The 13,320-nt window shown below is 54.8% G+C and carries 11 protein-coding genes; 10 read left to right on the forward strand and 1 reads right to left on the reverse strand.

Annotation, left to right across the window (positions count from 1 at the left end):
- The first annotated feature begins 48 nt into the window (after positions 1-48).
- The 8 genes from C3432_RS10195 to C3432_RS10235 all read left to right on the forward strand — a co-directional run bounded on the left by C3432_RS10195 (position 49) and on the right by C3432_RS10235 (position 9,023).
- Positions 49-999, forward strand: a complete 951-nt coding sequence (locus C3432_RS10195) for a sugar-binding transcriptional regulator (protein WP_103776486.1) — start codon at positions 49-51, stop codon at positions 997-999.
- A 340-nt stretch (positions 1,000-1,339) separates the two neighbouring features.
- Positions 1,340-2,860, forward strand: coding sequence for an FGGY family carbohydrate kinase (locus C3432_RS10200; RefSeq protein WP_103776487.1), 1,521 nt, complete (start codon positions 1,340-1,342; stop codon positions 2,858-2,860).
- Between the two features lie 263 nt (positions 2,861-3,123).
- Positions 3,124-4,059, forward strand: coding sequence for a D-ribose ABC transporter substrate-binding protein (locus tag C3432_RS10210; protein ID WP_103776489.1), 936 nt, complete (start codon positions 3,124-3,126; stop codon positions 4,057-4,059).
- 43 nt (positions 4,060-4,102) lie between these two features.
- Positions 4,103-4,723 carry a DUF2291 family protein gene (locus C3432_RS10215; RefSeq protein WP_103776490.1) on the forward strand — a complete coding sequence of 207 codons (621 nt, stop codon included), beginning with the start codon at positions 4,103-4,105 and terminating at the stop codon, positions 4,721-4,723.
- A 1-nt stretch (position 4,724) separates the two neighbouring features.
- Entirely contained in the window at positions 4,725-6,269 is a 1,545-nt protein-coding gene (locus C3432_RS10220) for a sugar ABC transporter ATP-binding protein (RefSeq protein WP_103776491.1), read from the forward strand.
- A gap of 17 nt (positions 6,270-6,286) precedes the next feature.
- Complete coding sequence (locus C3432_RS10225) at positions 6,287-7,351, forward strand: ABC transporter permease (protein WP_103776492.1); 1,065 nt, start codon at positions 6,287-6,289, stop codon at positions 7,349-7,351.
- Positions 7,352-7,404: 53 nt separating this feature from the next.
- Positions 7,405-8,202 (forward strand): glucose 1-dehydrogenase, encoded by a 798-nt coding sequence (locus C3432_RS10230; RefSeq protein ID WP_103776493.1) that lies wholly within the window; start codon positions 7,405-7,407, stop codon positions 8,200-8,202.
- Between the two features lie 35 nt (positions 8,203-8,237).
- Positions 8,238-9,023, forward strand: a complete 786-nt coding sequence (locus C3432_RS10235; RefSeq protein ID WP_103776494.1) for an SDR family oxidoreductase — start codon at positions 8,238-8,240, stop codon at positions 9,021-9,023.
- A 50-nt stretch (positions 9,024-9,073) separates the two neighbouring features.
- Here C3432_RS10235 and C3432_RS10240 read toward each other — a convergent pair whose 3' ends face one another.
- Entirely contained in the window at positions 9,074-11,107 is a 2,034-nt protein-coding gene (locus C3432_RS10240; RefSeq protein ID WP_103776495.1) for a choline transporter, read from the reverse strand.
- 127 nt (positions 11,108-11,234) lie between these two features.
- Here C3432_RS10240 and betI point away from each other — a divergent pair, with 127 nt between their 5' ends.
- The gene (gene betI / locus C3432_RS10245) at positions 11,235-11,828 is read left to right on the forward strand and encodes a transcriptional regulator BetI (RefSeq protein ID WP_103776496.1); all 594 of its coding nucleotides are present in this window, start codon (positions 11,235-11,237) and stop codon (positions 11,826-11,828) included.
- A 13-nt stretch (positions 11,829-11,841) separates the two neighbouring features.
- Complete coding sequence (betB, locus tag C3432_RS10250; RefSeq protein WP_103776497.1) at positions 11,842-13,314, forward strand: betaine-aldehyde dehydrogenase; 1,473 nt, start codon at positions 11,842-11,844, stop codon at positions 13,312-13,314.
- Positions 13,315-13,320: the final 6 nt, after the last annotated feature.

The following is a 13,320-nucleotide window of genomic DNA, read 5'->3' on the forward strand; positions in this document are numbered from 1 at the left end:
AAACGCACTAAAATAATGGCGGTACGTAAATGATTTTTGGGGAAATATATGGCTAAACAGGACGAACAGCGGCTATTGGTTAAAATCGCTACCCTTTACTATCTTGAAGGACGTAAACAGTCCGATATTGCTCAACTTCTCTCGCTTTCTCAGTCGTTTATCTCCCGAGCAATCACCCGCTGCCAGAAAGAAGGGGTGGTAAAAATCAGCGTCGTCCAGCCCTCAAATATCTTCCTGAATCTCGAAAAAGGGATCGAGGAACGTTACAGCATTAAGCAGGCTATCGTAGTGGATACCGAAGACGATGCCAGCGATCACACCATCAAACGCGCCATCGGTTCTGCCGCCGCTCACTACCTGGAAACCCGCTTAAGACCCAAAGATCTGGTGGGTGTCTCATCATGGAGCTCGACAATCCGCGCCATGGTTGACGAAGTCCATACGCAAAACCTGAAGGCCGGCGGCGTCATCCAGCTGTTGGGCGGCGTAGGTCCCAACGGCAACGTGCAGGCCACCATTCTGACGCAGACGCTGGCGCAGCATCTTAACTGCGAGGCCTGGCTGCTTCCTTCACAAAGTATCGAAGGTTCCGTTGAAGAGAAAAATCGGCTCATCGCCAGCAAAGATGTCGCCGATGTGATCTCACGCTTTGATAACGTGGATATCGCCATTGTGGGGGTCGGCATCCTGGAGCCTTCCCAGTTGCTCAAAACGTCAGGTAACTACTACCACGAAGATATGCTACAGGTGCTGGCCGACCGCGGCGCCGTTGGGGATATTTGCCTGCATTACTACGACAAAAAAGGCCAGCCGGTATTGCAGGATGACGAAGATCCGGTGATTGGCATGGCGCTCGACAAAGTTAAAAAATGCCCGAACGTCGTGGCGCTGGCAGGCGGAACAGACAAAGTTGCGGCGCTCAAAGGGGCGCTGAACGGTGGATACATCGACGTTCTGATCACCGACTACCCTACCGCCCGTCTGCTGGTAACCGCCTGATCCTGATACCTCTCCCGGCCTTCGCGCTAATACCGCCTGATGCGAAGGCCAAAAAAATCTTTATATTTCAACACACTGAAAGGATTCACCTTCGCTTAATTTCTTATTCAATCTGATATTCTCCTGTCTGTGTAAGTGTGATTCTCAGCACAATTGATGATTTTTTCTGTAGCCCAACAGGAAGATTCTGGCTAAGGTATTAAATAAATAATCAATATCGAATATATATTCAAACACTAAAACACGCGATGTCACAGTCAGGCCTGATGAAGTCATGACGCAACAATGAGGGAAACGCTCCCTTCTACGCCAGGACGCAATGTGACTCAGGAGATAATCTATGTGTGCAGCGAAGAACGAGTTCATTATTGCGCTGGATGAAGGCACCACCAATGCCAAAGCGGTGGCGCTTGATGCACAGGGCAAGGTGGTCGCAAAGTTTTCTCAGCCGCTGGCCATTCAGACCCCGCGTGAAGGCTGGGTTGAACAATCCGGCGAAGTGTTGATTGACGCATCAATTGATGTGATCGCCAGCGCGATAAGCCACGTCGGCGCAGAAAACGTTGCGGCGTTGGCTATCAGTAATCAGCGCGAAACCGCGATTGGCTGGTATCGTCAGACGGGCAAGCCGCTGAATTCCGCCATCACCTGGCAATGCACGCGCAGCGCGGCTTACTGCGAGGAACTGCGGCGCGGGGACAAAGAACAACTGATAAAAACCACCACCGGTCTGCCGATCGCACCGCTTTTCTCTGCCTCCAAAATGCGCTGGCTGCTGGAGTCGGTGACAGATGGTCTGAAGCTCGCGGCGCAGGGGGACATTTGCCTGGGCACGATCGACAGCTGGCTGCTGTGGAATTTAACCGGGGGTGACGCGTTCTCTTGCGACTACTCCAACGCCGCCCGCACCCAGTTACTTAATCTGCACACCGGGCAGTGGGATGACACTATGCTGGCGCTGTTCCACATTCCTCGCGCCGCGCTGCCGGAAATTAAACCCTCCAGCGGCTTATTTGGTTATACCCGTAATTTATCCGGGATCCCCGACGGCATACCGATCATGTCGATGGTCGGCGACTCGCACGCCGCCCTGTTTGGTCACGCCCTCGGTGAGATGGGATGTGTAAAAGCCACTTACGGCACCGGTTCATCCGTGATGGCGCCGGTCAAATCAGCCCAGTGCGATATTGGCGCCCTGGCCACCACCATTGCCTGGCACGATGGCGACCGCATTATCTATGGTCTGGAAGGTAACATCCCGCACACGGGTGACGCGGTGGCCTGGATGGCCGACAGCACCGGACTGAGCGAACTTTCCGACGCCGAACTGACTCACGAACTGAACACCCTCCCCGCTTCCGTGGAGTCCACCCTGGGGGTTTACTTCGTCCCGGCGCTCACCGGGCTGGGCGCGCCGTGGTGGGATGACAGCGCCCGCGGGGTGATCTGCGGACTTAGCCGCGGGGTGAAGCGAGCGCATCTGATTCGCGCCGCCCTTGAATCCATTACTTATCAAATCGCCGATGTGGTCGTCGCCATGCAGCAGCATGATGATTTTAGCTTGTCCGCGCTGATGGTTGACGGCGGCCCCACGAAGAACGACTGGTTAATGCAGTATCAGGCAGACCTGCTGGGGTGCCCGGTGATGCGTAGCGACGTGCCTGAGCTTTCCGCCATCGGCGCAGCGTTACTGGCGCGTAAAGCGATCCGCCCTGGCTCGCTGACTGATTTAAAAGCCTTTTTGACCGTACACAGCGCATTTCAACCCGACATGGCCCGCCACCATCGCTTGCAAAAAAGATGGCAGGAGTGGCGCCATGCGGTGAACAGAACATTATGGAAACCGGCCTCATCCGCCTGACGCCTCACCAGGGAACAGACGCGGAATGTCACGCAGAACCGGATCCACCAGGCGTAACTGGCGTAGACAGTTTGAACCCGGACAGCGCGCAGCAGCCGGACGTGAGAATGGCGAGCACTGCCCGGGTTCAAAATGGCAAGCAAAATAGCCTGATGGACCAGGTTCTTAATCACTCACCAGAGGAGCCACCCAGACCATAAAAGATTTCAGGCTTTACGTTGTTTCACCGTACCCGACAATAACAACACAGAGAGAACATTGTCATGAAATTACGTTTAACGCTGTTAACCGCTGCAACCCTGACCGCTTTGTCTTTTACTGCCCATGCGGCAGAAAAAGGGACCATCATGATTATGGTGAACTCACTGGATAACCCTTATTACGCCTCCGAGGCCAAAGGGGCCAGTGAAAAAGCCCAGGAGTTAGGCTACAAAACCACTATTTTGTCGCACAGCGAAGATGTGAAAAAACAGAATGAATTGATTGATACCGCCATTGGTCAAAAGGTCCAGGGCATCGTTCTGGATAATGCGGATTCAACGGCCAGCGTCGCGGCAATTGAGAAAGCGAAAAAAGCGGGCATTCCCGTTATTTTAATTAACCGGGAAATTCCCGTTGATGATGTTGCACTGGTGCAAATTACCCATAATAACTTCCAGGCAGGTTCTGAAGTCGCCAACGTATTTGTCGAAAAAATGGGCGAGAAAGGGAAATATGCCGAGCTGACCTGTAACCTTGCCGATAATAACTGCGTCACCCGCTCAAAATCCTTCCACCAGGTTATCGACCAGTTCCCGGATATGGTCAGCGTCGCCAGACAAGATGCCAAAGGGACGCTTATCGACGGTAAACGTATCATGGACAGCATCCTGCAGGCCCACCCGGACGTGAAAGGCGTCATTTGTGGTAACGGCCCGGTCGCACTGGGCGCGATTGCGGCGCTGAAAGCCGCCAACCGCAGCGACGTTGTCGTGGTTGGTATTGACGGCAGCAACGACGAGCGCGATGCCGTGAAGGCCGGAACCTTACAGGCAACCGTGATGCTCCAGGCCCAGGCTATCGCCGCCCAGGGGGTTACCGATCTGGATAACTACCTGCAAAACGGCGTGACGCCGGAAAAACAACGCGTCATGTTCCGCGGCATTCTCATCACCAAAGATAACGCAGATAAAGTACAGGATTTCAATATTAAGTCCTGATCTCGGGTTGTTGCGCCTCTCACGAGGCGCAAAGGAGAACATTATGTCTAAAAAAGCCTGGCTGGCGCTGGCTGTATTGACCGTGGGAGGATGTCGCATCGTCTCGCAGCAGGAGCTTGCGGACCTTAAATCCCCGCCAAATCCAAATATGGCCAATATAGACCAAACGTGGCAAAACAAAATCGTCCCGCAAATTGTCGGGCAGGCTCTTCCGGTGACAGATTTATTGACCGCATTACAGGCCGGGAAAGACTTCGACAGCATCTGTAAAAGTCTGGGATATCGCTCTCAGGAAGAAAATCCTTGTATTTTTTACGTAAAAGTTGAAGGGAAAATTAGCAATCTGGATACCGCCTCGCGAAGCGGAAAAATGACCGTCGCGGATAAAAGCGGGAACAATATTATTGTACAGATTGGCCCAACGCTGCGCGGCACCCAATTACGCGATGCCTATAAAGGCGCGAGCTATGGTGATTTCAACGACCAGGTTTTATTTGGCGAATATGGTCGGGCCATTAACGAGCAGGCGATAAAAATGATTCAGGCCGCAGAGCTGAAAACCGGTGAGTCAACCCAGGTTTATGGCGTATTTTCTGCGTGGGATATCCCTCAAACGATTCCTGATATCACGCCAGCAAAAATAGAATCATCAGGAGGACAGTAAAATGCAGCCGCAGGATCTCGTCGCTCCCCAGCCCGTCGAATCTGAAGTTATTATCGAAACCCGCGATTTGTCTCGCCTCTATCCCGGCGTAGTGGCATTAGATAGCGTTAACTATCGGGTCTATCGAAATAAAGTCAACGTCCTGATCGGAGAAAATGGTGCGGGTAAATCCACCATGATGAAAATGCTTGCTGGCGTCGAAAGCCCCTCCTCTGGTCAAATTTTTCTCGATGGAAAACCTGTTTCACTGAATTCGACACATCAGGCCGAAAAACAGGGCATCAGTATTATTTTTCAGGAATTGAATTTATTTCCGAATATGAACGTCATGGATAATATTTTCATGGCTAACGAGTTCTTTCAGAAAGGGAAAATCAACGAAAAATATCAATATGCGCTGGCGAAATCCTTGCTGGAAAGGCTGGAGCTGGATGTCGATCCCTTAACGCCGCTGGAAGAGCTCGGGATCGGCCATCAGCAACTGGTGGAGATCGCCCGCGCCCTCTCCAAAGATACGCGCGTCTTAATTATGGACGAGCCTACCTCCGCGCTGAGCCAGTCTGAAGTGAAGGTGTTGTTCAACGTGATTGAGCAGCTTAAGCGCCGGGGCGTCACCATTATCTATATCTCCCACCGTCTGGAAGAGCTTATGGAAATCGGCGACTACATCACCATTTTCCGCGATGGACGATTTATCAGCGAGCGGCCCGTCAGCGATGCCAGTATTCCGTGGATCATTGAGCAGATGGTCGGCGATAAGAAAAAACATTTTGATTATCAGCCAGCCCCCCAAGGCGACACGATCCTCTCCGTTCAGGGACTTACGGCGCTCCATTCCAGCGGCGGCTATAAGCTCAATGACGTGACGTTTAGCCTGTGCAAAGGGGAAGTCATCGGGATCTACGGTCTGCTGGGCGCCGGGCGGACAGAGCTGTTCAAAGGTCTGGTTGGGCTGATGCCCTGTCAGAGCGGCACTATTCAGCTCAATGGCGAATGCATTAATAAAGCCTCTTTCCAGTTACGGCTAAAAAAAGGGCTGGCGCTGGTGCCGGAAGACAGACAGGGCGAAGGCGTCATTCAGATGATGTCGATTCAGGCCAACATGACGCTGTCTGACCTCAGTTTGCAGGGCTTTCGTCGGGCCTGGAAATGGCTGAATCCACAAAAAGAACAGGCCAGCGTCAAAGAGATGATTGAAAAGCTTGCCATCAAGGTGAGCGATCCTGAACTGCCCGTCACCTCACTCAGCGGTGGTAATCAGCAGAAGGTGGTACTGGGTAAAGCGTTAATGACGCAGCCGCAGGTGGTTTTTCTCGATGAGCCTACCCGCGGCATCGACGTAGGGGCGAAAACCGACGTCTATCACCTTATTGGCAAAATGGCGCAGCAAGGGCTTGCCGTGATGTTCTCTTCATCAGAGCTGGATGAAGTGATGGCGCTGGCGGACCGCATTCTGGTGATGGCCGATGGCCGCATCACTGCGGATATCCCCCGCCATGCGGTCACCCGCGAGACATTGATCGCGGCTTCTACCCCTCAAGATTAATCAGGCTGGAATCCATCATGAACCAGAAATATATGATTTATATGTACCTGCTGAAGGCCAGAACATTTATCGCACTGCTGCTGGTAATCGCATTCTTCAGCGTGATGGTACCGAATTTCCTGACCACATCTAACCTGCTGATCATGACCCAGCACGTGGCCATCACCGGGTTACTGGCGATTGGCATGACGCTGGTGATCCTGACGGGCGGTATCGATCTCTCCGTCGGCGCGGTTGCCGGTATCTGCGGCATGGTGGCGGGTGCTCTGCTTACCAACGGCCTGCCGGTCTGGGGCGGCAACATTATCTTCTTTAACGTCCCGGAAGTGATCCTCTGCGTCGCCATTTTCGGCATTCTCGTCGGATTCGTAAACGGGGCAGTCATCACCCGCTTCGGCGTTGCGCCGTTTATCTGCACCCTCGGCATGATGTATGTCGCCCGGGGCTCCGCCCTGCTGTTCAACGACGGTAGCACCTATCCCAACCTCAACGGCATGGAGGTGCTGGGTAATACCGGCTTCGCCACCCTGGGATCCGGCACGCTGCTGGGGATTTATCTGCCTATCTGGTTGATGATCGGCTTCCTGCTGCTGGGTTACTGGATCACCACGAAAACGCCGCTCGGTCGCTATATCTATGCGATTGGCGGGAACGAATCCGCTGCGCGACTGGCCGGTGTGCCAATCGTAAAAGCGAAAATTTTTGTATACGCCTTCTCCGGACTGTGCGCCGCTTTTGTCGGGCTGATTGTGGCGTCACAGCTGCAAACGGCCCACCCGATGACCGGCAACATGTTTGAGATGGATGCCATCGGCGCCACCGTGCTGGGTGGAACCGCGCTGGCCGGTGGTCGCGGACGGGTTTCCGGATCCATTATCGGCGCCTTTGTCATCGTCTTCCTGGCCGATGGCATGGTGATGATGGGCGTCAGCGACTTCTGGCAAATGGTCATTAAGGGCGTGGTAATTGTGACCGCCGTCGTCGTCGACCAGTTCCAGCAAAAGCTGCAAAACAAAGTCATTCTGATGCGTCGCCATGAAGAAAAGCAGGCGGCACCCTCGGCAAATACCGTATCCAGTTAAACCACATGATTGTGTCGGGCATCTCATGCCCGGCTTATACAGGGGAAAGAAATATGCAACGTGATTTTCATGGTAAGACGGTCGTCATCACCGGTGCATGCCGGGGGATTGGCGCAGGCATCGCCGAACGTTTCGCCCGGGACGGCGCGAATCTGGTGATGGTTTCCAACGCTGAACGTGTCCACGAAACGGCGGAACAGCTACGTCAGCGTTATCAGGCGGATATCCTGTCATTGCAGGTGGATGTGACCGATGAGGCGCAGGTGCAATCATTGTACGAGCAGGCCGCCGCCCGCTTCGGCACCGTTGATGTCTCCATTCAGAACGCTGGGGTTATCACCATCGATTATTTCGACCGGATGCCAAAAGCAGATTTTGAAAAGGTTCTCGCCGTCAATACCACGGGCGTATGGCTCTGCTGCCGGGAAGCGGCGAAATATATGGTTAAGCAGAACCAGGGTTGCCTGATTAATACCTCTTCCGGTCAGGGGCGACAGGGCTTTATCTACACCCCGCATTACGCCGCCAGCAAAATGGGCGTCATTGGCATCACGCAAAGCCTGGCGCATGAACTGGCGCCGTGGAATATCACGGTCAACGCCTTCTGTCCGGGAATTATCGAAAGTGAAATGTGGGATTACAACGACCGCGTGTGGGGTGAAGTGCTCAGCACCGATGAAAAACGCTATGGCAAAGGCGAGCTAATGGCGGAGTGGGTTAAAGGTATTCCTATGAAACGCGCGGGCCAACCTGAGGATGTCGCCGGACTGGTCGCCTTCCTGGCCTCTGACGATGCGCGTTACCTGACCGGACAAACCATCAATATCGATGGCGGACTGATTATGTCGTAATACCCGCAAGGGTATTTGTGAAGAGAGTCATCACTATGATTGCAAAAGATTTTGCTCAACAGCTATTCAATTTGCAGGACCGTGTCGCCTTCGTGACCGGCGCAGGCAGCGGTATCGGCCAGACCATCGCTTACGCCCTCGCCAGCGCCGGGGCGCGCGTAGTCTGCTTTGATCTGCGTGAAGACGGTGGCCTGAAAGAGACCGTCACTCAAATCGAAGCGATTGGCGGTCAGGCGGCACTTTATACGGGCGATGTCCGCCAGATTAGCGACCTGCGCGCCGCCGTCGCTCTGGCGAAAGCGCAGTTTGGTCGGCTGGATATCGCGGTGAACGCCGCCGGTATTGCTAACGCCAACCCGGCGCTGGAAATGGAAAGCGAGCAGTGGCAGCGGGTTATCGATATCAACCTGACGGGCGTGTGGAATTCCTGTAAAGCCGAAGCGGAACTGATGCTCCAGTCCGGCGGTGGTTCGATCATTAATATCGCGTCAATGTCGGGAATCATTGTAAACCGCGGCCTTGAACAGGCCCATTACAATAGCGCGAAGGCGGGCGTGATCCATCTTTCAAAAAGCCTGGCGATGGAGTGGATTGAGAAAGGGATTCGCGTCAACTCAATCAGTCCTGGATACACTGCCACGCCGATGAACACCCGCCCGGAGATGGTTCATCAGACACGGGAATTTGAACGTCAGACCCCCATTCAGCGTATGGCAAAAGTGGAGGAGATGGCAGGTCCGGCGCTGTTCCTGGCAAGCGATGCCGCTTCGTTTTGTACCGGTGTCGACCTCGTTGTCGACGGCGGCTTTATCTGCTGGTAAACAGGCGTCACCCGCAGCCGTAGCTGACTGCGGGTGACGCGATAAAGAGCCTACATTCCCGGGAACAGCACCCCGTTACCCGGCGCTTCGCGATCCAGATGGATAAAGTTCAGATGACGCTCGTACTGATCGAGAATATCGGTGATCACCTGCTCCTTGCTGTAATCCATCAGATCGTTACCCTGGCTCCCCTCCAGCAGGAAGGTTTCCAGCCGGTAATAGGTCGATTTCCCGCTGCGGGCGCGATACGTGAAGCCCGGTATCGCATACTGCTGCGGCCAGATTTGGTAGATGAAGTTCCGCTCATCCCCCATATGCACCAGTAGATCGAGGTGACCGAGGCTTTCCCCCTCTTCCGGCGGCTGGCTTTTTAGCTCGACACTGGCGCCACGCAGTGTTAACTCCTGCGCCACCTCCTCCATCGCCGGGAAGCAAACCGTCTCCATCATCTTGCGGGTGTAGCGCGTGCCGGGATAGTTCATCAATCGCGACAAGCGTTTTTTCCAGCTCAGCCGGTCCTGTACGCCCATCGGACGTGGCGCGGTCTGACGACTGGCGCTTTCCCGGCGGTAATCCTCCACCTTCAGCGATTTATACAGCCCGGCCATAACGAAGAAGATCACAAAACTGAACGGCAGCCCCATGATCACCGTGGTGTTCTGCAATGCAGAAATACCGTTAGTCATCAGCATTCCCAGCGTCAGCAGACCAATTGCCACCGACCAGAATACGCGCAGCCAGGCGGGTGCATCGCTGTTGATGTCTTTCAGCTTTGAGGTGAAATTCCCCAGCACCAGCGCCCCGGAATCGGCAGACGTCACATAAAACAGCAGACCGGTGATGGTGGCAACCGAGGCGCTAAAGGTGAATGCCGGATACTGCGCCAGCAGGCTGTAGAATCCACGCTCAGGGTGCGCCATCGCCTCCTGGGCAAAACCGGCATCGCCGTGAATGATTTCGTACAGCGCGCTGTTGCCAAATACCGACAGCCACAGCAGGGTGAAGGTGAACGGGATAATCAGCGTGCCGAAAACAAACTGTCGGATGGTACGCCCGCGCGAAATGCGCGCCAGGAACAGACCAACAAACGGCGACCACGCCACCCACCATGCCCAGAAGAACAGCGTCCAGTTGTTCATCCACTCGACAGGGCGATCAAAGGCGAAACTGTTCAGCGTCATCCCCATAAAGCGATTCACATAATCGCCGACGTTTAAAACCAGCGCATTCAGCAGAAATGAGGTGTCGCCCATAAACAGGACAAAGAGGATCAACCCCAGCGCCAGCAGCACGTTAAGCTCCGACAGCACGCGGATCCCTTTGTCGACGCCGGAGGTCACGGAAATCGTGGCAATCACAACCGACAGCACAATCAGCGCCGCTTTCGCCGCCATTGAATCCGGAATATCAAACAGAACGCTCAAGCCGTAATTCAGCTGTACCACGCCAATCCCCAGGGTGGTGGCGATACCGAAGATGGTGCCGATCACCGCCGCAATATCCACGCTGTGACCGATTGGTCCATTAATGCGCTTACCGAAGATGGGATAAAGCGCCGAACGGATGGTCAGCGGCAGGTTATAGCGATAGCTAAAGTAGCCCAGCGCCATCCCCATCAGCGCATACATCGACCAGCCGGTCAGACCGTAGTGAAATAGCGTCCAGACCATCGACTGGCGCGCCGCTTCAATGGTCTGCCTTGCCCCTTCCGGCGGCTGCATATACTGGGTAACGGGTTCCGCCACCGAGAAAAACATCAGGTCGATACCAATCCCGGCGGCAAACAACATGGCCGCCCAGCTTAACAAGCTAAACTCCGGTTTCGATTGCTCCGGCCCCAGTTTCACCGAGCCAAAACGCGAACAGGCAATGAAGACCACAAAGACAATATACAGCGTTGCCGCCAGCAGGTAGTACCAGCCAAACGTTCTGGAGACCCCGTTCAGCGTACGCCCGATCCAGACAGCGGAAAAATCACTAAAGAAAATGGTGGTCAGGGAAAACAACAAAATCAGCCCGGCGGAAGTGTAAAAAACCACCGGATTGATTTTGTCCTTTTCTCTGCTCTGGGCAAGGTCTGCCATCCCGTATCCTCACTTTTATTGCAACTATTTAAAATCAAATTCGCAACAATTAAGACACATTTTATATTGAACGTCCAATCAAAAACCGCTTTAATGGTTTAACAAAACTGATGAGTGGAGTCCCAAAATGCCCAAGCTGGGGATGCAGCCAATACGGCAAAGGCAGTTAATTGACGCAACGCTGGAGGCCATTAATGAGGTTGGGATGCACGATGCGACGATTGCGCAAATCGCCCGCCGGGCTGGCGTATCGACCGGCATTATCAGCCATTACTTTAAGGATAAGAATGGATTGCTGGAGGCCACGATGCGCGACATCACCAGCCAGCTTCGTCACGCCGTATTGCATCGACTCAACGCCCTGCCGGGCGCTCGCGCCGGGCTGCGGCTGCGCGCCATCGTGGCGGGAAATTTTGATGACAGCCAGATTAGCCACGCCGCGATGAAAGCCTGGCTGGCCTTCTGGGCGAGCAGCATGCATCAGCCGATGCTGTACCGGCTCCAGCAGGTCGCCAGCAAACGACTGCTGTCCAACATCGTGTATGAGTTCAAACGCGAGCTTCCGCGCGAGCAGGCGCAGCAGGCTGGCTACGGCTTAGCCGCATTAATTGACGGGCTTTGGCTGCGCGCCGCCCTGAGCGGAAAGCCGTTTAATTTGAGCCTGGCCCAGGCGCTGACCACCCACTTCATCAGTCAGCATTTGCCGCAAGCCACTGACTAACCGAGGAGGACGCATGTCCCGAATGGCAGAACAACAGCTCTATATTGACGGCGGATATACCGCCGCCACCAGCGGTCGCACCTTCGAGACGATCAACCCCGCCACAGGAGAAGTGCTGGCAACCGTGCAGGCCGCCGGTCGCGAAGATGTCGACCTGGCGGTAAAAAGCGCCCGACGCGGACAGAAAATCTGGGGGGCCATGACGGCGATGGAACGCTCACGCATTCTGCGCCGGGCGGTGGATATTCTGCGTGAGCGAAATGACGAGCTGGCAAGACTGGAGACGCTCGACACCGGGAAACCCTTCAGCGAAACCGCCAGCGTGGATATCGTTACCGGCGCGGACGTACTTGAATACTATGCGGGTCTGATCCCGGCGCTGGAAGGCAGTCAAATCCCGCTGCGTGAAACGTCCTTTGTCTACACCCGCCGCGAACCGTTAGGCGTGGTGGCTGGCATTGGCGCGTGGAACTACCCGATACAAATAGCGCTGTGGAAATCGGCACCCGCGCTGGCGGCGGGTAACGCAATGATCTTCAAACCCAGCGAAGTCACCCCGCTTACCGCGCTTAAACTGGCGGAAATCTACAGCGAAGCCGGATTACCGGACGGCGTTTTTAACGTACTGCCCGGCATGGGCGCTGAAACCGGACAGTTCCTGACCGAACACCCGGATATCGCCAAAGTCTCTTTTACCGGCGGCGTCACCAGCGGCAAAAAAGTGATGGCTAACTCAGCGGCCTCTTCACTGAAAGAGGTGACGATGGAGCTGGGCGGTAAATCACCGCTGATTATTTGTGAAGATGCCAATCTCAACCTTGCGGCAGACATTGCCATGATGGCGAATTTCTTTAGCTCGGGTCAGGTCTGTACCAATGGCACCCGCGTATTCGTTCCGGCGCGAATGAAAAGCGCGTTTGAACAGGCCATTCTCGCCCGTGTCGCACGCATCCGGCCAGGCGATCTGTTTGACTCAGCCACTAACTTCGGCCCGCTGGTCAGCTTCCCGCATCGCGAGAATGTTCTGCGCTATATCGAAACCGGTAAAAAAGAGGGGGCAACGCTGCTTTGCGGCGGTGACGTGCTCAAAGGCGGCGACGTTGAGCATGGCGCCTGGGTTGCCCCCACTGTTTTCACCGACTGTCGCGACGAAATGACCATCGTGCGCGAAGAGATCTTTGGGCCGGTAATGTCGATTCTGACTTACGAGAGTGAGGAAGAGGCGATCCGTCGCGCTAACAATACCGATTACGGTCTGGCTGCCGGAGTGGTGACTCAGGATCTGAACCGGGCACACCGCCTTATCCACCAGCTTGAAGCCGGGATCGGCTGGATCAACACCTGGGGCGAATCCCCTGCCGGGATGCCAGTTGGCGGCTACAAACACTCCGGGGTCGGGCGCGAAAACGGCGTGATGACGCTCCAGAGCTACACCCAGGTAAAATCCATCCAGGTTGAGATGGGTCAGTTCCAGTCTCTTTTTTAACCGGGA

This window comes from Citrobacter amalonaticus (genome assembly GCF_002918555.1).
Lineage (GTDB): Bacteria > Pseudomonadota > Gammaproteobacteria > Enterobacterales > Enterobacteriaceae > Citrobacter_C > Citrobacter_C amalonaticus_A.

Excerpts from the sequence above, each read along its gene's own strand:
- C3432_RS10195 (WP_103776486.1), top strand. The coding sequence starts at position 49 with ATGGCTAAACAGGACGAACAGCGGCTATTGGTTAAAATCGCTACCCTT.
- C3432_RS10200 (WP_103776487.1), top strand. The coding sequence starts at position 1,340 with ATGTGTGCAGCGAAGAACGAGTTCATTATTGCGCTGGATGAAGGCACC.
- C3432_RS10210 (WP_103776489.1), top strand. The coding sequence starts at position 3,124 with ATGAAATTACGTTTAACGCTGTTAACCGCTGCAACCCTGACCGCTTTG.
- C3432_RS10215 (WP_103776490.1), top strand. The coding sequence starts at position 4,103 with ATGTCTAAAAAAGCCTGGCTGGCGCTGGCTGTATTGACCGTGGGAGGA.
- C3432_RS10220 (WP_103776491.1), top strand. The coding sequence starts at position 4,725 with ATGCAGCCGCAGGATCTCGTCGCTCCCCAGCCCGTCGAATCTGAAGTT.
- C3432_RS10225 (WP_103776492.1), top strand. The coding sequence starts at position 6,287 with ATGAACCAGAAATATATGATTTATATGTACCTGCTGAAGGCCAGAACA.
- C3432_RS10230 (WP_103776493.1), top strand. The coding sequence starts at position 7,405 with ATGCAACGTGATTTTCATGGTAAGACGGTCGTCATCACCGGTGCATGC.
- C3432_RS10235 (WP_103776494.1), top strand. The coding sequence starts at position 8,238 with ATGATTGCAAAAGATTTTGCTCAACAGCTATTCAATTTGCAGGACCGT.
- C3432_RS10240 (WP_103776495.1), bottom strand. The coding sequence starts at position 11,107 with ATGGCAGACCTTGCCCAGAGCAGAGAAAAGGACAAAATCAATCCGGTG.
- betI (WP_103776496.1), top strand. The coding sequence starts at position 11,235 with ATGCCCAAGCTGGGGATGCAGCCAATACGGCAAAGGCAGTTAATTGAC.
- betB (WP_103776497.1), top strand. The coding sequence starts at position 11,842 with ATGTCCCGAATGGCAGAACAACAGCTCTATATTGACGGCGGATATACC.